Origin of the sequence: Spirillospora sp. NPDC000708 (genome assembly GCF_040299565.1) — a bacterium.
In the GTDB taxonomy this organism is placed as follows: domain Bacteria; phylum Actinomycetota; class Actinomycetes; order Streptosporangiales; family Streptosporangiaceae; genus Spirillospora.
The window spans coordinates 84,490-106,179 of sequence record NZ_JBEPCJ010000028.1; the positions used below are offsets into that span (position 1 = coordinate 84,490).

The window sequence follows — 21,690 nt, forward strand, 5'->3', positions numbered from 1 at the left end:
CCCCATCGGTCAGATAACGCGCTCGCGTGCGGGACGAGTAACGCGCTCGCGTACGGGGCGGGGGGTTTGATCAAGGGAGAGCTCGGGCGTGGGCTGAACCGGGTGCGGGGAAAGTGCGTCATATCAGGCAAAGGGCGCACGGGGGTGGGCCCTGCGGGGGACGGGGCCTGACCGCGATGCTTCGGGCACGGCCTGGGGAACGGCACACTGGGTAACCATGAGGGTTCCTGCGGAGGCGCGCGTCGATCTGGACGCCATTGCCGGGAACGTCGGGCTGCTGCGCGAGCGGGCGGGCGGCGCCGAGGTGATGGCGATGGTGAAGGCCGAGGCGTACGGGCACGGCCTGGTGGAGGCGGGGCGCGCGGCGCTGGCCGGCGGCGCGACGTGGCTGGGCGTGGCGAAACTGGCGGAGGCGCTGGCGCTGCGGGACGCCGGCGTGGACGTCCGGACGCTGGTGTGCCTTGGCGTGCCCGGCGAGCCGTACGAGCAGGCCGTGGCGCGCGACCTCGACATCACCGTGGGCGCGATGTGGCTGGTGGACGAGCTGGTCCGGGCGGCGGAGCTGGCGGGGCGCCCGGCGCGGGTGCACCTGAAGGCCGACACCGGCATGACGCGGGGCGGGGCGCGCGGGCAGGACTGGCACGACCTGGTGGACGCGGCGCTGAAGGCGGAGGCGGCCGGGCACCTGCGGGTGGTCGGGGCGATGTCGCACTTCGCCTGCGCGGACGAGCCGGGCCACCCGTCGATCGGCACGCAGATCGGGGCGTTCACCGAGATGGTGGAGCACGCCGAGAAGGCGGGCGCGCGGTTCGAGGTCCGGCACCTGGCGAACTCGGCGGCGGCACTGACGCTGCCGGAGGCGCGGTTCGACCTCGTACGGCCGGGTATCGCGACGTACGGGCTGACGCCGGTGCCGTCCCTCGGTACCTTCGGACTGCGGCCCGCGATGACGCTGGTCGCGGACGCGGCGCTGGTCAAGCGGGTGCCGGCGGGCAGCGGCGTGTCCTACGGGCACACCTACTTCACGTCGCGGGAGACGAACCTGGCGGTGGTGCCCGCCGGGTACGGGGACGGCATCCCGCGGCACGGCTCGAACGTGCTGGAGGTCCTCGCGGCCGGGCGCCGCCGGACGATCGCCGGGCGGGTCTGCATGGACCAGTTCGTCATCGACCTCGGTGACGACGAGCTGGCGCCGGGGGAGGAGATCGTGCTGTTCGGGCCGGGGGACCGGGGCGAGCCGACCGCGCAGGAGTGGGCGGAGGCGCTCGGCACCATCTCGTATGAGATCGTCACCCGCATCGGGGCCCGGGTGCCGAGGGCCTACCGGGGGCGGCAGGGGGCGTGAGCATGGACGTCAGGAACAAGCGGCGGATCGGCGTCGCCGGGGTCGTGGCGGGCGTCGGCGCGGCCGGGATCGGCGCGGCGGTGGGCCTGCGGCACCTCGCGGTGGGCCGGGTGCGGCTGCGTCCCGACCCGGACGCGGACGAGCCGTTCGGCGAGCTGCGCGGCCGGGAGCTGACCGTCCGCGCCTCCGACGGCCTGGAACTGCACGCCGAGGTGGACGGCCCGGACGACGCCGGGCTCACGGTCGTGTTCTGCCACGGCTACTGCCTGAACGGCGACTCGTGGCACTACCAGCGCCGCGACCTGCGGGGACGACTGCGGACGGTGTTCTGGGACCAGCGCAGCCACGGCCGGTCGGGGCGCAGCGACCCGACCCACGCGACGATCGAGCAGACCGGCGAGGACCTGTACGCGGTGCTGCGGGCGGCGGTCCCGGAGGGGCCGGTGATCCTCGTCGGGCACTCGATGGGCGGAATGTCGATCATGGCGCTGGCGGACGCGCACCCCGAGCTGTTCGGGACGCGGGTCGTCGGCGTCGCGCTGGTGAACACCTCCTGCGGGGACCTCGCGGAGATGACGCTGGGGCTGCCGCTGGTGCTGGCGAAGGTCGTCCGCCCGCTGGCGCCGCGGACGCTGCGGGGCCTCGGGCGGCGCGCCGAGCTGGTGGACCGGGCCCGCGGGCTGGGCGCCGACCTGGCGTTCGTCGTCACCCGGAAGATGGCGTTCGCCGACAAGCACGTCAGCCCGACGGTGGTGGACTTCCTGGAGCAGATGATCAGGGCGACGCCGATCGACGTGATCGCGGAGTTCTATCCGGCGCTGATGGTGCACGACAAGGTCGCGGCGCTGGAGCCGCTGGGCCGGGTCCCCGTGCTGGTGCTGGCGGGCGGCCGGGACCGGCTGACCCCGCCGGAGCACGGCCGCCGGATCGCGGCGGCGCTGCCGGACGCGGAGCTGGTAGAGGTGGACGAGGCCGGGCACGTGCTGCCGCTGGAGTACCCGGGCGTGGTCACCGGCGGCCTGCGCCGGCTGGTCGAGCGCGTCCGGCCCGGCTGCGACGAGGACGAGGAGGAGCGCACGGCGTGAAGGGCATGACGGCGTGAACGGCATGATGGTGACCGTCCCGACCGACCGGGACATGCGCGAGCTGGGGGTCCGGCTCGCCGGGCTGCTGCGGGCCGGGGACCTGCTGGTGATGACGGGGCACCTCGGCGCGGGCAAGACGACGCTGACGCAGGGGATCGGCGAGGGCCTGAAGGTCCGCGGGCCGGTGACCTCGCCGACGTTCGTGATCGCGCGGGTGCACCCGTCGCTGGCGGGCGGGCCGCCGCTGGTGCACGTGGACGCCTACCGGCTGGGCGGTTTCGCCGAGCTCGACGATCTCGATCTGGACGCCTCGCTGGCGGAATCGGTGACGATCGTGGAATGGGGAGAAGGGCTCGCGGAGGGCCTCGCCGACGACCGGCTGGAAGTGATCATTTCCCGCGGGGAGGGGCCGGGCGAGATCCGCGAAGTAAGGATCGAAGGGGTCGGTGATCGCTGGCGCGACCTGCCCGCCGACCTGGTCTGAGAAGGATCGGAGATCTTCCCCGAATTCGGTAAGTGGGCCCGGACCACTTTGCTGTGAGATGTCGTACTCTTTGCCGGAACGAACCTCACCTTCGCGACATATCAGAGATTTCCTCACAGCAGGAGTGGGATCCGGTGAGTGGCAGCCATCGCAGCGGCGACGACCGCACGGGGGACGGCGAGTACGCGCCGTACCCGGGACAGGACGGCCGCCGTGCCTCGGGCACGGGCGGCCACCAGGTGAGCACCGGGGGCTTCGAGAGCGGGCCGTCCGGCGGCTACCCGACAGCGCCCCTCTCCAGCGGTGATCCCTCGTCCGGCGGCTACTCGACCGGTGGATACTCCACGGGCGGGTACCCGGCCGGGGAGTCCTCCACCGGCGGCTACCCCACGGGTGGCTACTCGACCGGTGGATACCCCACCCAGGGCGGCGACCGGTCCGGCGACAGCGGCCGCTACTCCACGAGCGGCGGCTACCCCACCGAGAGCGGCGGCTACTCCACCGAGAGCGGCGGTTATCCCACCGGAGGCGGGGGCTCCGCGTCCGCAAGCGGACGCTACTCGACCGCCGGCGGCGCGTACGTGTCCGAAAGCGGCCGCTACCCGCCGGGCGGCCGCCCCTCCGGTGGCTACCCGGGCGAGAGCGGGAGCTACCCGATCGGCGACTACCGGACGGGCGGCAGCTACGAGACCGGCTCCGGCAGCGGCAACTACCCGGCCGACAGCGGCGGCTACTCGCGGCGGGACCGCTACGAAGCGGACAGCGGCGACTACCGCTCCGCCAGTGGGGACTACCGCTCCGCCAGTGGCGGCTACCGCACGGAGGGCGGCGGCTCGCGTTCGGGCAGCGGGGGATACGCGTCCGGCAGCGGCGGCTACGCCTCCGAGAGCGGGGGATACGGGTCCGGAAGCGGCGGCCACCGCGCGGGAAGCGGCGGCTACCGGTCCGGCAGCGGCAGCCACCGGGTCGCCCGCGAGCGCCGCGGCGGCCGGCGCGGCGCGATCCTGCTGGCCGCGGGCGGCGCCGTGGCGGCCTGCGCGCTCGCCGTGTTCGTCATCCTGCACGGCGTCGGCGGCGGCTCCGAGCACGGGACCGGCCAGGCCGTCGGCAGCGGCGCCGACAGCTCGCCGACCGCCGGCGGCGAGCGCTCCGAGGTGCCCGACTCCTGCTCCGTCGTCGCCGACGACCTGATCAACCGGCTCGCCCCCGGCTCCGAGCGCAACCCGGCCGACAACTACCAGAACAACGAGCAGCAGAACGGCTGCGTCTGGGGCGCCTACGCGGGCGACAACAAGCGCCAGCTCACCGTCGAGCTGCGCGCGATCGCCGGGACCGCCTCGCAGACCCCGACCGCCGTCGCGCAGGGCACGATCTCCTCCGAGCGCAGCGCCGACGAGTCCGGCAAGTCGCTGCTCGCCGGCCAGGAGCTGACCGAGAAGAGCGACCTCAAGGGCGTCGGCGACGAGGGCTACCTGGTCTACAGCGTCGACAAGGGGCAGGGCTCCGGCGAGGCGATCACCAACGTGCGGCTGGCGAACGTCCTGGTCACGATCCACTACTCCGGGTCCGACGGCGGCGACCCGCTGTCGTCCAAGGACGCCGGCGACGGCGCCACCGAGGCGGCCAAGACCGTCCTTCAGGCGCTCGCCAAGGGCTGAACCGGCCCCGCCCCACCGGCGTCGCAGGGGGCTCCGGGGCGTCCGGGCCGTTCCGTCGCAGATGGGGACCGTCCAGGGCGGAGTCTGGACTAGGCTTACAACCCGTGCTGGTCTTGGCTTTCGACACCGCGACCGCCGCGATCACGGTGGCGCTTCATGAGTGGATCCCCGGCGAGGGCGCGCGGCGCCGCGGCCACGCCGAGGCCGTCGACCGGCGCCGGCACACCGAGCTGCTCACCCCGTCCATCAAGGCGGTGCTGGCGGAGGCCGGCGCGGCACCCGACACCCTCAGCGCGATCGCCGTCGGCGTCGGCCCCGGCCCGTACACGGGCCTGCGGGTCGGGCTGGTCACGGCCCGCGCGATGGGCGCCTCCCTGAGCATCCCGGTGCACGGCGTCTGCACCCTCGACGCCATCGCCTGGGCCGCCGCGCGCGACGAGCCGTTCGCCGTCGCCACGGACGCCCGCCGCAAGGAGGTGTACTGGGCGCGGTACGAGTCGTCCCGCGCGCGCGCCACCGAACCCGCCGTCGGCCCCGCGTCCGACGTCCTGGACGGTGCGCCGGAGGGCCTCCCCGTCATCGGCGAGGGCGCCGCCCTGTACCCGGAGGTGCTCGGCGAGTCCGGGCACGATCCGCTGCTGCCCACCGCGTCCGCCGTCGCGGAGCTCGCCGTCGCGCGGCTCGCCGGCGAGAAGGGCCCCGACCTGCTGCCGCCCGAACCGCTCTACCTGCGCCGTCCCGACGCGCGGGAGCCCGGCCCCCGCAAGAAGGTGACGCCGCGGTGACCGGCATGGCGACCGGCGTCGTGCTCCGCGGGATGACCCCGAAGGACCTGGCGGCCGTCCACCTGCTGGAGCAGGTGCTGTTCCCCGACGACGCGTGGAGCCCGCAGATGCTCGCCGACGAGCTCTCCGGGCAGCCGGACACCCGCCACTACGTCGTCGCCGAGGAGCCCGACGGCGACATCGTCGGCTACGCGGGCCTCGCCGCCGCGGGCGGGCAGGCCGACGTGCAGACGATCGGGGTCCGCGCCGACCGGCGCGGCGCCGGGATCGGCGCGGCGCTGCTCGCCGAGCTGATCGACGAGGCGTCCCGGCGCAACGCCGAGGCGGTGTTCCTGGAGGTCCGCGCCGACAACCCGCCCGCGCGCCGGCTCTACGAGCGGTTCGGGTTCTTCGAGGTCGGCGTCCGCAAGCGCTACTACCAGCCCGCCGACGTGGACGCGGTCGTCATGTGCCGCCGTCTGGAGCGCCGCCCGGTGGGCTTCACCAGGGGGAATTGATGATCCGCGAAGAGCCGCTGGTCCTCGGCATCGAGACCTCGTGCGACGAGACGGGCGTCGGCATCGTCCGCGGGCACACGCTGCTGGCCGACGCGATCGCCTCCAGCGTCGAGCAGCACGCCCGGTTCGGCGGCGTGGTGCCCGAGGTCGCGTCCCGCGCGCACCTGGAGGCGATGGGCCCGACCGTCGAGCGGGCCCTGAACGAGGCGCGCGTGACGTTCGACGACATCGACGCGTTCGCCGTCACCGCCGGCCCCGGCCTGCCCGGCGCCCTGATGGTCGGCGTCGCCGCCGCCAAGGCGTACGCGCTGTCGCTCGGCAAGCCGCTGTACGGCGTCAACCACCTCGCCGCGCACGTCTGCGTCGACCAGCTGGAGCACGGGCCGCTGCCGAAGCCGTGCGTCGCGATGCTGGTGTCCGGCGGGCACTCCTCGCTGCTGCTCGTCCCGGACGTGGCGGGCGACGTCCGCTCGCTCGGCAGCACCGTCGACGACGCGGCGGGCGAGGCGTTCGACAAGGTCGCGCGGGTCCTCGGCCTCGGCTTCCCGGGCGGCCCGGTGATCGACCGGATGGCCCGCGAGGGCGACCCCGCCGCGATCGCGTTCCCGCGCGGCAAGTACAACGACGGCACCTACGACTTCTCGTTCTCCGGCCTGAAGACCGCCGTGGCCCGGTGGGTGGAGGCGAAGGAGCGCGCGGGCGAGGCCGTCCCCGTCCCGGACGTCGCCGCGTCCTTCCAGGAGGCCGTCGTGGACGTCCTCACCCAGAAGGCCCTCAAGGTCTGCAAGGACAACGGCGTGCGCGACCTGCTGATCGGCGGCGGTGTCGCGGCGAACTCCCGGCTGCGCGCCCTCGCCGCCGAGCGCTGCGAGGCCGCGGGCGTCCGGCTGCGTGTCCCGCGCCCGAAGCTGTGCACGGACAACGGCGCGATGGTCGCCGCGCTCGGGTCCGAACTCGTCGCCTCCGGCCTCGCCCCGTCCGACCTGGACCTTCCGGCCGACTCCAGCCTGCCGATCGAGTCCGTCACCCTCTGAGGGCGGCCAGCAGGGCGTCGAGGTAGTCCTCGAAGAGGGGGACCTTGGCCTCGTCGACGATCCGGCCGTCGTCCTCGGGGAGCAGGTCGAGAAGGCAGCGGACGTCCCAGTACGGGTGGTGCGTGTAGCCGCCGGAGACCTGGTCGAACGATCCGAGGAAGCGGTCGGCGACGGGCACCCCGTAGCGGAGCGCCAGGGCGCGGCGCATGCGCGCGACGTCGACGGCGACGGGCCCCGACGAGGCGTCCGACCAGTCGACCACGCCGGTCAGCTTGCCGTAGGACCACAGCGTGTTGTCGGGGTGGTAGTCGCGGTGGACGAACCGTGCGGGCGCCTCGGGGGCGGGCCCGGCGGCGATCTCGAACGCGCGCTCCCACAGCTGCGGGCGGAGCGCGTGCTTGGGCGGGAGCCGCTGGTCGAGCCGGTTGTAGGGGACGTACGGCGGCATCGTGGCCGCGCCGTTCAGCGCGTGCACGGGCAGCAGGGCGGCGGCCAGCTGGATGAGGTACTCGGGCAGGTCGTCGGGGGACGGGCGCGGCGGGTGGCCGGTCAGCCGGGTGATCAGCAGGGCGGGGACGTCGCAGTGCGCGCCGGACGGGTCGGCGGCGACGAGCTCGGGGGTCGGGATCTCGCAGCCGGCGAGCAGCGCGAGCGCGGCGATCTCGCGTTCGGGGGAGAACTCGGTGTCGCCGTAGGAGCGGCGGCCGGGGCCCGCGTCCAGGCCGGAGTCGCGCCCGGTCCACCGGCGCAGCACGAGCCGGTGCGCGCTGCCGGACGGCGTCTCGACGACGAGCGCGTGGTTGGCGTGCGCGGTGCCGCCGGGCAGCGGCCGCACCATCCGCACCTCGGCGCCCTCGCCGAGACAGCCCTCGACCCAGCGCAGGATGGCGTGGCCGGGCAGGGCGCCGGTCGGCAGGCACTGGGCCGGTGTGGGAGTCACGAGATCCATGAAAACGGATTCCGAAGGGTATTGGGAGTGATTTTGCGAAGACGGAACGTAACAAAATGCACGTCATCGCGGGGTCTTGGTGGAGGCTCTCCGGTCATCGCGCCGGTTACCCGGACGAACTCAATGGATCCGGTGGGGTATCCGAAGCCCTGGCCGAGGGGGCGGCGACGGGGCGGGATGCGGCGCAGGGTGGGGCCGCGCCGCGGCCCCACCCGACCCGTATCCCGGAGCCCGTACCCCGTCGCTCGTCCTCGCCGGTCGCCGGTCCTCGCCGTCGCCGTTCCCCGCCCGTCGCTAGTCCTTGCCGTCGCGGCGGGGGCGCAGGAGGGCCTCGGCCAGCGCGAGCATCGTCTCCTCCAGCGTGGACAGCCGCTTCAGCACGTCCTCGTGCACCGCGTTGACCTGCTTCGACACATCGTCGTGGACGCCGTCGACCTTCCTTCCGACCTCGTCCTGCACGTACGAGAACCGCTTGGCGAACTCGGCCTGCACCGCCTCGGCCCGGCGCGTCACCTCGTCCTGCACGCCGTCCACCCGGCGCCCGAACTCCTCCTGCGCGCCGCCGACCTGGCGGGCCATGTCCTCCTGCATCCCGGCGACCTGCTTGGCGACGTTGTCGTTGATGGCGCCGACCTGCCGGCTGACGTCCTCGTGGATGTCCCCGATCCGCTTGCCGAAGTCGTCGTGCACCCCGCTGACCTGCCGCACCACCTCGCTGTGCACGGACTCGACCTGCTTGGTGACATCGGTGTGCACCGACTCCACCCGGCGGGACACGAGGTCGACCTGCGCGGTGAACTCCTCCAGTGCCACATCGACGCGCTTGGCGACCTCCTCGTGGATGCCCTCGATCCGCTTGCGGACGTCGTCGTGCACGTCCTCGAACCGGCGGGAGAACTCGTCCATGCGCCGGGCGACGTCGCTGTAGGCCGTCTCGGCGATCTGCGACATCGTGGCCTTGACCTCGTCGCGGTCCGGCCGGGCGCGCAGCTCCTCGATCAGCGGGTCGACCGCGTCGGCCAGGTGCTTCTCCAGCGCGTCGAACCGGTCGCTATGGTCCATCGGCGGGCGCCGCGCCAGCTCGCCCAGCACCCGGTGCATCTCGGCGATCTCCAGCGTGGCCGGGAGCCGCGCGATGCGCTCGCCCACGCCGTCGATCCGGCCGTCGATGCTCTCGAACCGGCCGTCCAGACCCTCCAGCTTGCCCGACAGGCCCTCGAGGCGCCCGTCGACCCCGTCCAGCCGCCCGTCCAGCCCGTCGAGGCGGCCGCCGACGCCCTCGACCCGGCCGTTGACCGCCTCAAGCCCCTGCTCCATCCGCTCGGCCATCTCCCCGAGCGACTGGTCGACCCGTGCCGTGACGCCGGTGATCGAGTGCTCCAGCCGCTCGGACCGGTGCCCGAGCTCGGCCAGCGACTTGTCCAGCCGGTTGAAGCGGACGGACGCGGCCTCCATGCTGCCCTGGAGCTTGTCCAGCCGCTTGGTCATCTCCTCCATGCGCTGCGACGCCTGCTGGGTGGCGTCGGTGATGTGCTGCGCGGAGTCGAGGACGGCCTGGATGCGGGTCAGCCCCTCGTCGACGTTCTCGGCGACGACGCCGACGTCGGCCCACAGCGCGGGGAGCTCGGCGACCGGCTTGACCCGCTCGCCGAGGCCGTCGATGTGCTCGGCCAGCCCCTCGGCCCATTCGGGGGGCTTGCCGACCAGCTCGTCGACCTGGCCCCGCACGCTGTCGAGCTGCCCGGTCAGCCCGCTGAGCTCGCGCTCGCGGACCTCGCGGAGCAGCCACTCCATACCCTCCAGCCGCTGGCGGATCTCGTCCAGGACCTGACCCTGTGAGCGCTGTTCATAGACGTGGTCCTGCGCCGCACGGGCGAGCAACTCCCGCATCCGATCCGAGACCGGTTGACCCCCCGTCTGCAGGAAGTTGTGATTCGTTTCCACCCGATGCTCCTTCGTGTGCCGGACGCGTCGAAATGGCGCACGGCAATGAATCGTGAAGTCGCCACTGTAGTGCGTGTGAAGCGCCGCTATAACGGGTAGCAGGGAACGTCGCGGGTTCTGCGGAATGCGCCTGTTATCCCGATGGTGTGAATTGACGTTGACCACCGTCCATAAGGTGATTTCCGCGGTTTGAGGGCTTCGGGGTGATTGTGGCGGTCGGTTCCGTCACCGCGCCGGCGCCCGGACGCCGCCGGAGCACCTGCGGCGGGGGCTCTGTCCGTACATCTCGTCCAACATCGGCAGTTCCCGAGCCGCCCTCCCGGCGCGGCGCCCCGGCGAGGGGACGTCCGGCCGGGCGCCTCGACGCCCGGCCCGCGGCCATTTCAGGCCGGCATTCGTGGGAGCACGGAACCCGATCGCTGAACCTGCCTTGGTGTTTTGCCGCCCCTGGATGTCGCCGTGCCGTTTCGCCTGCCGCCGCACCCACCTTGCCAGGCGCCCGGAATCCCTGGTGAACGCAATACAGAAAAGCGCCGATGATTTGCACGGGCATGGTGCGTCCCACGGACGTCCTTGGCGTTGCGGTGCCGTGCGGAGATCTTTGGACCGTTTAGCGGGCGCGGCCCGCTCTGGGCGGGTCGGCGTCCGCCGTCCCGGGCCGCGCGACGGGCCGGGCGAGCAGCGCGACCGGGTCCCGGCCGACCCGCGTCACCACCACCGTGGTCTCGGCGGCGCCGTACCCGGGCCGCCGCCCGCCGAAGCCGAGGTCGCGGCGGAGCCGGTCCACGTCGACCGCCGACCCCCGCTTCTTGACCGTCAGCACGCCGGTCCCGAGGCGCCGCAGCTCGGCCTTGAGCCGCTTCACCGAGAACGGCAGCACGCCGTCGATCTCGTACGCGGACGCGAACGGCGTCGGGCGCAGCTCGTCGGACGTGACGTAGGCGATGTGCGGGTCCGCGAGCCCGCCGCCGACCAGGTCCGCGACCTCGGCGACGAGATGCGCCCGGATGACGGCCCCGTCCGGCTCGTAGAGGTAGCGGCCCCAGGGGCGGACGTCCGGATCGCCTAGCCCGGCCGGGACCAGCGTGACCGCCTCCCCGGCGGCGGTGCCGCCGGCCGGCAGGAGCGTGGCGCGGCGTCGCACGTCCCCGGCGAGGCCGCCCAGCCACAGGGCGGCCTCCTTCACGTCCCCGCCGACCGACACCCACTCCGCCTCCGCGCCGTCCGGCACGGCCTCGTGCGGGATGCCGGGCGCGACCTTGACGCACCCGGCCGGCGCCCGTCCGGCGAGGCCGAGGACGGCGTCGAGCGGCGGCTCGTAGGAGCGCGGGTCGAAGACGCGGCCCCGTGCCGTCCGGCGCCCGGGGTCGGCGAACACGGCCGCGTACCCGTCCGGGTCCTCGTCCAGGGCGTCACCTACGCGCAGGCGCGCGAGGCCGTCCAAGCCGAACGCCGTCACGTTGGCGCCGGCCACCTCGGCCGTCAGCGGGTCGCGCTCAACGCCGTCGCCCGTCAGACCCACTCGGGAACGCGCCATAAGGTCGGCACCGATGCCGCATCCCAGTTCCAGTACGCGCGGGCCTGCGGGCAGCCCAGAGGCGAAGCGTCGCGCGCGATGCGCTGCCACGCTCGCACGCGTGGACTGCTCCAGGCCGGCCTGGGTGAAGTACATGCGGCCCGCGTCGGAACCGAACTTCGCCTCGGCGCGCCGCCGGAGCCGCACCTGGGTCAGCGCCGCCGCCACGAGGTCCGCCCCGTGCCGCTCCCGCAGCCGCGACGCCGTGCCGAGCAACCCGGCCTCCGAGATGTCCGCTTCGCTCGCCTCTGCCAGAAGTGCCTGGCCGACGGGGGTGAGCAGCTCCCGGAACGACGCGATGTCCATGCCTGGACCGTACCGAGCGCGGCGCCCGGGTGATCCGCGGGTGAACGCGCCGGAACGCCGCGGGCCGTGCCTCCGTGTCCGTGTTGACGGGCCAACGGGCACGGCATAGTCTCACTGACTGGCACTCTCACTGCGAGAGTGCCAACACAGCGACAAGGTCGGTCTGGCACCCGCGACGACAGGCCGGTCCAGGGTCGCCTCTCTGTCACATGTGCCGGCGGCCTGCCATGGCCGCCGAGGACCAATCGAAGGGGAGGTCAGATCGTGACGACCGCCACCAAGGTTGTTCTCAAGCCGCTCGAGGACCGCATCGTCGTCCAGCCGCTTGAGGCCGAGACCACCACCGCCTCCGGCCTGGTGATCCCGGACACCGCCAAGGAGAAGCCGCAGGAGGGCACCGTCCTGGCCGTCGGCCCGGGCCGCGTCGACGACAAGGGCGAGCGCGTCCCGGTCGACGTCAAGGTCGGCGAGGTCGTGCTCTACAGCAAGTACGGCGGCACCGAGGTCAAGTACAACGGCGAGGACTACCTCGTCCTCTCGGCCCGCGACGTGCTCGCGGTCATCGAGAAGTAATCACCGAGACGTGATGCGCCCGCCCCGGCCCGCGCCGCCCACCGGCGGGGCGGCCGGGGCGGATCGCGTGACATAGGAGTTAACCCCATGGCGAAGATCCTGGAGTTCGAGGAGGACGCTCGCCGGGCTCTTGAGCGCGGCGTCAACGCTCTCGCGGACGCCGTCAAGGTGACGATCGGCCCGCGCGGCCGCAACGTCGTCATCGACAAGAAGTTCGGCGCGCCGACCATCACCAACGACGGCGTCACCATCGCCCGCGAGGTGGAGCTGGAGGACCCCTACGAGAACCTCGGGGCCCAGCTCGCCAAGGAAGTGGCGACCAAGACCAACGACATCGCGGGCGACGGCACCACCACGGCGACCGTCCTCGCCCAGGCCCTCGTCCGCGAGGGCATCCGCAACGTGGCCGCCGGCGCCTCGCCGCTCGGCCTCAAGCGCGGTATCGACGCGGCCGCCCAGCACGTGTCCGACCAGCTCCTGAAGTCGGCCCGCGAGGTCGACGAGAAGGGCGAGATCGCGCACGTCGCCACCATCTCCGCCCAGGACGCGCAGATCGGCGAGCTGATCGCCGAGGCGTTCGACAAGGTCGGCAAGGACGGCGTCATCACCGTCGAGGAGGCCCACACCATGGGCCTCGAGCTGGAGTTCACCGAGGGCCTCCAGTTCGACAAGGGCTACCTGTCGCCGCACATGGTCACCGACCCCGAGCGCATGGAGGCCGTCCTGGAGGACGCCTACGTGCTCATCGTGGACGGCAAGATCTCCAACGTGCAGGAGTTCCTGCCGCTGGCGGAGAAGGTCGCCCAGACCAAGAAGCCGCTGCTGGTCGTGGCCGAGGACGTCGAGGGCGAGGCCCTGGCGCTGCTCGTCGCCAACAAGATCCGCGGCACCTTCACCTCCGTCGCCGTCAAGGCGCCGGGCTTCGGCGACCGCCGCAAGGCGATGCTGGGCGACATGGCCACCCTCACCGGCGGCCAGGTCGTCAGCGAGGCCATCGGCCTCAAGCTCGACTCGATCGGGCTCGAGGACCTCGGCCGCGCCCGCCGCATCACCGTCACCAAGGACGCCACCACCATCGTCGACGGTGAGGGCTCCGCGGACGAGATCACCGCGCGGGTCAACCAGATCAAGGTCGAGATCGAGAACTCCGACTCCGACTGGGACCGCGAGAAGCTGCAGGAGCGCCTGGCCAAGCTGGCCGGCGGGGTCTGCGTGCTGCGCGTCGGCGCCGCCACCGAGGTGGAGCTGAAGGAGAAGAAGCACCGCCTGGAGGACGCCATCTCGGCGACCCGCGCGGCGATCGAGGAGGGCATCGTGTCCGGCGGCGGCAGCGCGCTGGTGCACGTGGCCAAGGAGGGCTTCGACGCCCTCGGCCTGTCCGGCGACGAGGCCACCGGCGCGGACGCGGTGCGCCGCGCGCTGGTCGAGCCGCTGCGCTGGATCTCCGAGAACGCCGGCCAGGAGGGCTACGTCGTCGTCTCCAAGGTGCAGGAGCTGCAGCCGGGCCACGGCTACAACGCCGCCACCGGCGAGTACGGCGACCTGATCGCCCAGGGCGTCATCGACCCGGTCAAGGTGACCCGTTCGGCCGTCACCAACGCCGCGTCGATCGCGGGCATGCTGCTCACCACCGAGGCGCTCGTCGTGGACAAGCCCGAGGAGGAGGAGCCGGCGGCCGGCGGCCACGGGCACGGCCACGGCCACGGTCACGGCCACTGATCGTCCGTTCTCGGCGGGCGTGCGGCTCGCCCGCCGCGGAGATCACCGAGGCCCCCGCCCGTCACCGGGCGGGGGCCTTCGCCGTCCCGCCCCTCCCACCGCCGTTCCGCCCCGGCCGCCGCCGTTCCGGCCTTCCCCCGCCGTTCCGGCCCTCCCGCCGCCTTTCTGTCCGCGTGGGGAGGAACACATCTCTCTCCGCATGGGGGAGGGTCGCGCCGCCACTCTGGGCACTTGGGTGACAGCAATGCGTGGTATTTCCGGGCTCGTCCCCGCACTGTGACCATTCCGTTGCCGACGACAGTGGCGACACGCCCGGCGGTGCTGGGCATCATGCTTGACGTGACCGAGGGAAGCTACGCCGGGACCATGACCGCGCGCGCTGTCGAACCCTCGGGGGGACCGGCCCCTCCGCCGCGCCACGACACCGGCCGCCGCATGCGCGTGCTCCGCGCGGCGAACGAGGGCGACGGCGACCTCCGGGAACTCGCCAACCTCGCCGTGCAGGGCGATCCGGGCGCCATCGAGGTGCTCATCGGCGAGGTCCGCCCGATGATCGTGCGGTACTGCCGCGCGCGTCTCGGCCGCGTCTCCGGGCAGTACCACATCGCCGACGACGTGGCCCAGGAGGTCTGCATCGCGGTGCTGTCGGCGCTGCCCCGCTACCGCGACATGGGGCGCCCGTTCGCGTCCTTCGTCTTCGGCATCGCCTCGCACAAGATCGCCGACGCGCTGCGCAGCGCGGTCCGCGCGGCCGTGCCCACCGAGGACCTGCCCGACGGCCCGGACGACCGTCCGGGACCCGAGGAGACGGTGGTCCGCTACATCGAGGCGCAGCGCGCCCGCGACCTGCTCACGCGGCTCCCCGACCACCAGCGCGAGCTGGTGCTGCTGCGCGTGGTGGCGGGCCTGTCGGCGGAGGAGACCGGTAATGTGCTGGGCATGTCCGCGGGGGCGGTACGGGTCGCGCAGCACCGGGCCCTGGCCCGGCTCCGCGCGATGGCCAGAGAGGAGTCGATCGCTTGACGGAGCGGAGCCCTGGCGCCCCGGATCCGGTCGGGCCTTCGAACTCCGGCGGGACCCGCGAGCCGGGGAGCCGGCCGCCGGCCCCGGCGGTCACCCTGCTCGCCGATCTCGGCGCGGTGCGCCGTACCGACGCGCTCATCGACGCGCTGGCGGCGCGGCGCGCTGCCGGCTCCACGGGCCGACCCGCGGCTGACCGCGCCGCCGGCGAGAAACGCGCCGCCGGGGAATGCGCCCGCGCCGCCGACGGCGACGAGGGCTCGGCCGACCCCGCCGTCCGGCTGCTGCGCGCGCTGATCGCGGACGTCGACGACCAGGACCCCGGACGCGACGCCTCCGGCCCGTCCGATCCCGGCCCCGGCACGCCGCCGCCGGCCCCCGGGCCGGGCCCGCGCCGCCGCGGCCCCCGCACCATCGTCGCGCTCGGCGTCGCCGGGGCCGTGCTGGCCAGCACCGGCGTCGCCGCCGCGGGCGGCGGCATCACCGAGCGCGCCGCGGCGTCCCCGCCCGCCGGCGCCGGCGTGTCCGGCCCCGCCGAACCGCGCGCCAGGGACACCGACGCGGGCACCCACGCCGCCCCGGGCACCTCGTCCCCGGCTCCGGCGCCCGCGCCCACGACCGTCCCGCCCCTCCCGGCCGCCCCGGCGCGTCCCGGCGCCAAGGCGCCCGCCGCCGACGATCCGGGTCGCCGGGACTACGAGCGCATGAAGCGCCGCCTGGAGCAGATCATCCGCGACGCCGAGCGCCCCCGCAGGTCCGCGTCGCGCCGTCCGGACGCACCGCGCTCGGCCCCGGCGATCCGTCCCGCGCTCCCGCAGATCCCGTCCGACGACGAGCCGCGCCGCACCATCGACGACATCCGCAGACGCACCCAGCAGCGCCTCAGCCCGTACGAGCGCCCGGACCCGGAGTAAGCCCCCGCCGGGTTCCCCGCCGTCCGGGTGCCTACGGACGACGCCCAGACCACCGAGCCGCGCGGAGCGCCGACCCTCGGCCGTGGGGTGCCAACACTTGGCGGTGGGATGCCGACGCTCGGCCGTGGGGTGCCGATGCTCGGCCGTAGGGTGCTGGTGCTCTGCTGTGGGGTGCCGGTGCTCTGCTGTGGGGTGCCGGTGCTCAGCTGCGCGGCGCCGGTCAGTTCTCCTCGCGGCCCTCTTCGCTGTCGATCACGCCGTCGACGTAGCCGCGGGCGTACTCCCAGCTCACGTAGTCGACCGGATCGGGGGAGAGGGCTGGCTCGTGCACGCGCGGCAGGCCCTGGTCGAGCAGATGGCGCAGGTTGCCGTGCAGCAGCTCCCAGTCGATGTAGTGCAGCTTGCCGCAGTCGGCGCAGTCGACGGTGAGGCCGCGGACGCCGAGCGGCTCCAGCAGCGCCCGGAAGACCTCCAGGTCGGCGAGATCGGCCAGCACGTCCTCGCGCTCGGCGACGCTCAGCGGCGCGGCGTCCTCGCCGGGGTCGCCGAGCGACGCCGCCGGATCCTCCGGGTCTCCGGCGAACGGGTCGAGCGGGGCATCGTCGTGCACACCCTTACGCTACTGCGCGCCGCCCCGCCAGGTGCACCCCCCGGTCTCCTCTGTGCGCGAACAATCACTCTTCGTGGCCGTCGAGGCACCCGCGGGCAGGCCCGGAACGCCCGTCCCGCGGGGAATGCGGCCGGGCCGGGCGCGCGTTACGGGGTGTCATCAAGGCCACGTGCCCGGTGTCCGCAACAGCCCGTCCCGGCGCGGGACGACGGCCTACCATGGGGACAGGGTCGCCGTGACCTGGCCGGATACCGCCACCACTACGGAAGGCAACCATGAACCCCGCCGCCGAGCCCGCCAAATTCCTCCCGCAGGGCCTGACCTTCGACGACGTGCTGCTGCTGCCGGGCTACTCGGACCTGCAGCCGGGGGAGGCCGACACCACGACCCGGTTGACCCGCGAGATCTCGTTGCGGATCCCCCTGGTGTCGGCGGCGATGGACACGGTGACCGAGGCCCGCACGGCGGTCGCGATGGCGCGGCAGGGCGGCATCGGCGTGCTGCACCGCAACATGTCGATCGAGGAGCAGGCCGGCCAGGCCGACCGGGTGAAGCGGTCCGAGGCCGGGATGATCACCAACCCGGTGACGTGCCTGCCCGACGCGACCCTCGCCGACGTCGAGGAACTGTGCGCCCACTACCGGATCTCCGGCGTGCCGGTGACGGACGTCCGGGGCGTGCTGGTAGGCATCGTGACGAACCGCGACATGCGCTTCGAGTCCGACCTGTCCCGTCCGGTGCGCGAGGTCATGACCCCGATGCCGCTGGTCACCGCGCCGGTGGACGTGTCGCGGGACGAGGCGTTCCGGCTGCTGGCGGGCAACAAGGTCGAGAAGCTGCCGCTGGTGGACGCCGAGGGCCGGCTAAAGGGCCTGATCACCACCAAGGACTTCACCAAGAGCGAGCAGTACCCCGACTCCACCAAGGACGCCGACGGCCGGCTGCTCGTCGCCGCCGCGGTCGGCGTCGGCGAGGACGCGATCAAGCGCGCGCGGGCGCTCATCGAGGCCGGCACCGACGTGATCATCGTGGACACGGCGCACGGCCACTCCAAGGGCGTCGCCGACACCATCGCCACGATCAAGACCCAGGCGTCCGTCCAGGTCGTCGGCGGGAACGTCGCCACCTACGCGGGCGCGAAGCTGCTGATCGACGCGGGTGCGGACGCGGTCAAGGTCGGCGTCGGGCCCGGCTCGATCTGCACCACCCGGATCGTCGCCGGCGTCGGCGTCCCGCAGCTCACCGCGATCTTCGAGGCCGCGCGCGCCGCCAAGGAGGCCGGCGTGCCGGTGATCGGCGACGGCGGCCTGCAGTACTCCGGCGACATCGCCAAGGCGCTCGTGGCGGGCGCCGACACCGTGATGCTCGGCAGCCTGCTCGCCGGCGTCGAGGAGTCCCCCGGCGAGCTGATCTTCGTGCACGGCAAGCAGTACAAGTCGTACCGGGGCATGGGCTCGCTCGGCGCGATGCGCAACCGCGAGCGGGGCGGCTCCTTCTCCAAGGACCGCTACGCGCAGGCCGACGTCACCGCCGAGGAGAAGCTGATCCCCGAGGGCGTCGAGGGCCAGGTACCCTACCGCGGTCCGCTCGCCAACGTCGCGCACCAGCTCGTCGGCGGCCTGCATCAGTCCATGTGGTACGCCGGCACCCGCACCATCCCCGAGCTGCAGGAACGCGGCCAGCTCATGCGCATCAGCCCCGCCGGCCTGCGCGAGAGCCACCCGCACGACATCCAGATGACCGTCGAAGCCCCCAACTACCAGGGCCGCTGACACCGGTCCGCGTCGCCGCCCCCGGCCCGTCCGCCGGCACCCCTAGCGCCCCCGGGGCACGTCTGCGGTCGCGCCCACCCGGGCACGTCCGCCGTCGCCCACCCGGGCACGTCTGCCGTCGCCTCCCGGCACGTCCGCGGTCGCGCCCCGGGCAGGTCCGCGGTCGCGCCCCGGGCAGGTCCGCGGTCGCGCCCCGGGCAGGTCCGCGGTCGCGCCCCGGGCAGGTCTGTCGTCGCCTCCCGGCACGTCCGCCGTCGCCCCGCCCGGCCCGCTGCGGGCACCAGGCGGCGGCGTCCGCGGCCGGGGTGGATCCGTCCTGGTCGCGGGGCGGGTCGCGGGCTGCCGTAAGCTCTTGCGGGGCTTGTTCCCGCCGCCGGCGGGAACACCACGCTTGTCCGCGAGGTGGAGGAAGGGCGCAGTGGCTGCTGAGGTGGAGATCGGCCGGGGCAAGAGCGGTCGGCGGGCGTACGCCTTCGACGACATCGGCATCGTCCCGTCGCGCCGCACGCGCGACCCCGAGGAGGTCAGCGTCGCCTGGCAGATCGACGCCTACCGGTTCGAGATGCCGCTGGTCGTCGCGCCGATGGACAGCGTGGTCAGCCCCGCCGTCGCGATCGCGATGGGCCGGATGGACGGTCTCGCCGTGCTCGACCTCGAAGGGCTGTGGACCCGCTACGAGGACCCCGAGCCGCTGCTCGCCGAGATCACCGAGCTGGACGACGCCCGCGCCACGCAGCGGCTCCAGGAGATCTACAACGCGCCGATCCAGGAGGAGCTGATCGGCCGCCGGATCCAGGAGATCCGCGACGCCGGCGTCACCGTCGCCGCGCGGCTGTCCCCGCAGCGCACCGCCCAGTTCCACAAGGCCGTCATAGACGCGGGCGTCGACCTGTTCGTCATCCGCGGCACCACCGTGTCCGCCGAGCACGTGTCCGGACGCGCCGAGCCGCTGAACCTCAAGCAGTTCATCTACGACCTCGACGTCCCCGTCATCGTCGGCGGCTGCTCCACCTACACCGCCGCGCTGCACCTGATGCGGACCGGCGCCGCCGGCGTCCTCGTCGGGTTCGGCGGCGGCTCCGGGCACACCACCCGGACCGTCCTCGGCGTCGCCGTCCCGATGGCCACCGCCGTCGCCGACGTCGCCGCCGCCCGCCGCGACTACATGGACGAGTCCGGCGGACGGTACGTGCACGTCATCGCCGACGGCGGCATGACCAACAGCGGCGACATCGCCAAGGCGTTCGCCTGCGGGTCCGACGCCGTCATGGTCGGCTCCCCGTTCGCCCGCTCCAGCGAGGCGCCCGGCCGCGGCTACCACTGGGGCAGCGAGGCCCACCACGGCGACGTCCCGCGCGGCACCCGCCTGAACCTCGGCACCATCGGCTCGCTGGAGGAGATCCTGCACGGCCCCTCGCACGTCGCGGACGGTTCGATGAACCTGATCGGCGCGCTGCGCCGCGCGATGGCGACCTCCGGGTACACGGAGTTGAAGGAGTTCCAGCGGGTACAGGTGGTAGTGGCGCCGCGCCGGTCCACCGACTGAGAGCGACCCCACGCCGAATCGGGCGTTTCGCGGGTGGACCCGACCCTACTGTTGGGTAGGTACTGCTCGTAAACGAACCGATCTGGGGGGAATCGCGATGACGGGATCACCGGTGACCGGCCTCGGCAGCTCACGGCTCGGCCCCGCCGAGCGGGCCGCCGCGCTCGACCGGATGGGCCGCGAGGAATTCGACGTCGTGGTCGTGGGCGGCGGGATCGTCGGGGCCGGTGCCGCACTGGACGCCGCGACCCGCGGCCTCACGGTCGCGGTCGTCGAGGCGCGCGACTTCGCGTCCGGGACGTCGTCCCGGTCGTCCAAGCTGATCCACGGTGGGCTGCGCTACCTGGAGCAGTACAACTTCGACCTGGTCCGCGAGGCGCTCACCGAGCGCAGCCTGCTGCTGCAGCAGATCGCGCCGCACCTGGTCCGCCCCGTCCCGTTCCTCCTGCCGACCACCCACCACGTGTGGGAACGCGCCTACTTCGGCGCCGGCGTCGCCCTGTACGACCTCCTGTCGCTCCAGATGGGCATGTCGCGCGGCGTCCCGCACCACCGGCACCTGACCCGCCGCGGCGCGCTGCGGCTCGCGCCGTCCCTGCGCAAGGACGCCTTCACCGGCGCCATCCAGTACTGGGACGCGCAGGTCGACGACGCCCGCTACGTCATGACGGTGCTGCGGACCGCCGCCGAGTACGGCGCGCAGATCGCGTCCCGCACCCAGGTCCTCGGCCTCCTGCGCGAGGGCGAGCGCGTCACCGGGCTGCGCATCCGCGACCTGGAGGCCAACACCACCAGCGAGGTCCGCGCGAAGCAGGTCGTCAACGCCACCGGCGTCTGGACCGACGACATCCAGGAGCTCGTCGGCGGGCGCGGCCAGATCCACGTGAAGGCGTCCAAGGGCATCCACCTCGTCGTCCCGAAGGACCGCATCCACTCCTCGACCGGGGTCATCCTGCGCACCGAGAAGTCCGTGCTGTTCGTCATCCCGTGGGGACGGCACTGGATCATCGGCACCACCGACACCGCCTGGGACCTCGACAAGGCCCACCCGGCCGCGTCCAAGGCCGACATCGAGTACGTCCTCGACCACGTCAACGCCGTCCTGAACACCCCGCTCACCCACGACGACGTCGAAGGCGTCTACGCGGGCCTGCGGCCGCTGCTCACCGGCGAGACCGAGGAGACGTCCAAGCTGTCCCGCGAGCACGTCGTGGCGCACCCCGTCCCGGGCCTCGTGCTGGTCGCGGGCGGCAAGTACACGACGTACCGCGTCATGGCGAAGGACGCCATCGACGCCGTCGCGCACGGCCTCGACGGCAAGATCCCCGAGTCCTGCACCGACCGGATCCCGCTCGTCGGCGGCGACGGCTTCCAGGCCATGTGGAACGCCCGCCACCGCCTCGCGTCCCGCTACGGCGTGCACGTCGCCCGCGTCGAGCACCTCCTGGGCCGCTACGGCACCCTCACCGACGACCTTCTCGACCTCATCTCCGACAAGCCGGACCTCGGCAAGCCCCTGTCCGGCGCCGACGACTACCTGCGCGCCGAGGTCGTCTACGCCGCCACCCACGAGGGCGCCCGCCACCTCAACGACGTCCTCGCCCGCCGCACCCGCATCTCCATCGAGACGTGGGACCGGGGCGTCGGCGTCGCCCAGGAGGCCGCCGACCTCCTCGCGCCCGTCCTCGGCTGGTCGAAGAAGCAGCGCGACCGCGAGATCGAGTACTACCGCAAGCGCGTCGAGGCCGAACGCGCCTCCCAGACCCAGGACGACGACCAGGAAGCCGACGCCAGCCGCCGAGGCGCCCCCGACATCGTCCCCACCGCCATCTGACCCCACCCCACGCACCCCGGCCATGCGCCACCCGGTCAT

General features: G+C 73.4%; 18 protein-coding genes. 14 read left to right on the top strand and 4 right to left on the bottom strand.

Translation table 11 applies throughout. The features are described from left to right. The first annotated feature begins 217 nt into the window (after window positions 1-217). The 7 genes from alr (at window position 218) to tsaD (ending at window position 6,888) form a co-directional block, all read left to right on the top strand. A complete protein-coding gene (gene alr / locus ABT299_RS21290) occupies window positions 218-1,345 on the top strand; it encodes an alanine racemase (RefSeq protein ID WP_500251750.1) in 1,128 nt (375 codons plus the stop codon). Between the two features lie 2 nt (window positions 1,346-1,347). Then, on the top strand, window positions 1,348-2,430 hold the full coding sequence (locus ABT299_RS21295; protein WP_190862713.1) for an alpha/beta fold hydrolase: 1,083 nt from the start codon (window positions 1,348-1,350) through the stop codon (window positions 2,428-2,430). Between the two features lie 22 nt (window positions 2,431-2,452). Next, window positions 2,453-2,914 carry a tRNA (adenosine(37)-N6)-threonylcarbamoyltransferase complex ATPase subunit type 1 TsaE gene (gene tsaE, locus ABT299_RS21300; RefSeq protein ID WP_500251759.1) on the top strand — a complete coding sequence of 154 codons (462 nt, stop codon included), beginning with the start codon at window positions 2,453-2,455 and terminating at the stop codon, window positions 2,912-2,914. Window positions 2,915-3,048: 134 nt separating this feature from the next. After that, entirely contained in the window at window positions 3,049-4,572 is a 1,524-nt protein-coding gene (locus tag ABT299_RS21305) for a hypothetical protein (RefSeq protein WP_500251751.1), read from the top strand. 104 nt (window positions 4,573-4,676) lie between these two features. After that, window positions 4,677-5,357: a tRNA (adenosine(37)-N6)-threonylcarbamoyltransferase complex dimerization subunit type 1 TsaB gene (gene tsaB / locus ABT299_RS21310; RefSeq protein ID WP_387021807.1), complete on the top strand. Its 681-nt coding sequence runs from the start codon at window positions 4,677-4,679 to the stop codon at window positions 5,355-5,357. 5 nt (window positions 5,358-5,362) lie between these two features. Then, window positions 5,363-5,854 carry a ribosomal protein S18-alanine N-acetyltransferase gene (rimI, locus tag ABT299_RS21315; protein WP_190862747.1) on the top strand — a complete coding sequence of 164 codons (492 nt, stop codon included), beginning with the start codon at window positions 5,363-5,365 and terminating at the stop codon, window positions 5,852-5,854. Then, window positions 5,854-6,888 (top strand): tRNA (adenosine(37)-N6)-threonylcarbamoyltransferase complex transferase subunit TsaD, encoded by a 1,035-nt coding sequence (tsaD, locus tag ABT299_RS21320; RefSeq protein ID WP_190862720.1) that lies wholly within the window; start codon window positions 5,854-5,856, stop codon window positions 6,886-6,888. Before rimI ends, tsaD begins: the two co-directional genes overlap by 1 nt. On the opposite strand, the gene ABT299_RS21325 is transcribed toward tsaD, so the two are convergent. The 3 genes from ABT299_RS21325 to ABT299_RS21335 all read right to left on the bottom strand — a co-directional run bounded on the left by ABT299_RS21325 (window position 6,878) and on the right by ABT299_RS21335 (window position 11,663). Then, window positions 6,878-7,837 carry a phosphotransferase family protein gene (locus ABT299_RS21325; protein WP_190862722.1) on the bottom strand — a complete coding sequence of 320 codons (960 nt, stop codon included), beginning with the start codon at window positions 7,835-7,837 and terminating at the stop codon, window positions 6,878-6,880. The genes tsaD and ABT299_RS21325 overlap by 11 nt on opposite strands. 294 nt (window positions 7,838-8,131) lie before the next feature. Next, window positions 8,132-9,727 (bottom strand): hypothetical protein, encoded by a 1,596-nt coding sequence (locus tag ABT299_RS21330; RefSeq protein WP_190862734.1) that lies wholly within the window; start codon window positions 9,725-9,727, stop codon window positions 8,132-8,134. Window positions 9,728-10,391: 664 nt separating this feature from the next. Further along, complete coding sequence (locus ABT299_RS21335; protein WP_500251752.1) at window positions 10,392-11,663, bottom strand: class I SAM-dependent methyltransferase; 1,272 nt, start codon at window positions 11,661-11,663, stop codon at window positions 10,392-10,394. Window positions 11,664-11,927: 264 nt separating this feature from the next. Here ABT299_RS21335 and groES point away from each other — a divergent pair, with 264 nt between their 5' ends. The 4 genes from groES (at window position 11,928) to ABT299_RS21355 (ending at window position 15,889) form a co-directional block, all read left to right on the top strand. Then, complete coding sequence (gene groES / locus ABT299_RS21340; RefSeq protein WP_089314894.1) at window positions 11,928-12,236, top strand: co-chaperone GroES; 309 nt, start codon at window positions 11,928-11,930, stop codon at window positions 12,234-12,236. 87 nt (window positions 12,237-12,323) lie between these two features. Beyond that, window positions 12,324-13,955 (top strand): chaperonin GroEL, encoded by a 1,632-nt coding sequence (groL, locus tag ABT299_RS21345; RefSeq protein ID WP_500251753.1) that lies wholly within the window; start codon window positions 12,324-12,326, stop codon window positions 13,953-13,955. 435 nt (window positions 13,956-14,390) lie between these two features. Continuing rightward, entirely contained in the window at window positions 14,391-14,978 is a 588-nt protein-coding gene (locus ABT299_RS21350) for a sigma-70 family RNA polymerase sigma factor (RefSeq protein WP_151542703.1), read from the top strand. Next, window positions 14,975-15,889, top strand: a complete 915-nt coding sequence (locus tag ABT299_RS21355) for a hypothetical protein (RefSeq protein ID WP_500251754.1) — start codon at window positions 14,975-14,977, stop codon at window positions 15,887-15,889. Before ABT299_RS21350 ends, ABT299_RS21355 begins: the two co-directional genes overlap by 4 nt. A gap of 220 nt (window positions 15,890-16,109) precedes the next feature. Here ABT299_RS21355 and ABT299_RS21360 read toward each other — a convergent pair whose 3' ends face one another. Next, window positions 16,110-16,499 (bottom strand): DUF5319 family protein, encoded by a 390-nt coding sequence (locus ABT299_RS21360; RefSeq protein ID WP_190863230.1) that lies wholly within the window; start codon window positions 16,497-16,499, stop codon window positions 16,110-16,112. 275 nt (window positions 16,500-16,774) lie between these two features. On the opposite strand from ABT299_RS21360, the gene guaB reads away from it, so the two are divergent. From guaB to glpD, 3 genes are all read left to right on the top strand, one after another. Beyond that, window positions 16,775-18,271: an IMP dehydrogenase gene (guaB, locus tag ABT299_RS21365; protein ID WP_190863232.1), complete on the top strand. Its 1,497-nt coding sequence runs from the start codon at window positions 16,775-16,777 to the stop codon at window positions 18,269-18,271. 430 nt (window positions 18,272-18,701) lie between these two features. Further along, entirely contained in the window at window positions 18,702-19,817 is a 1,116-nt protein-coding gene (locus ABT299_RS21370) for a GuaB3 family IMP dehydrogenase-related protein (RefSeq protein WP_190863362.1), read from the top strand. A 97-nt stretch (window positions 19,818-19,914) separates the two neighbouring features. Continuing rightward, on the top strand, window positions 19,915-21,651 hold the full coding sequence (gene glpD, locus ABT299_RS21375) for a glycerol-3-phosphate dehydrogenase (RefSeq protein WP_190863235.1): 1,737 nt from the start codon (window positions 19,915-19,917) through the stop codon (window positions 21,649-21,651). Window positions 21,652-21,690: the final 39 nt, after the last annotated feature.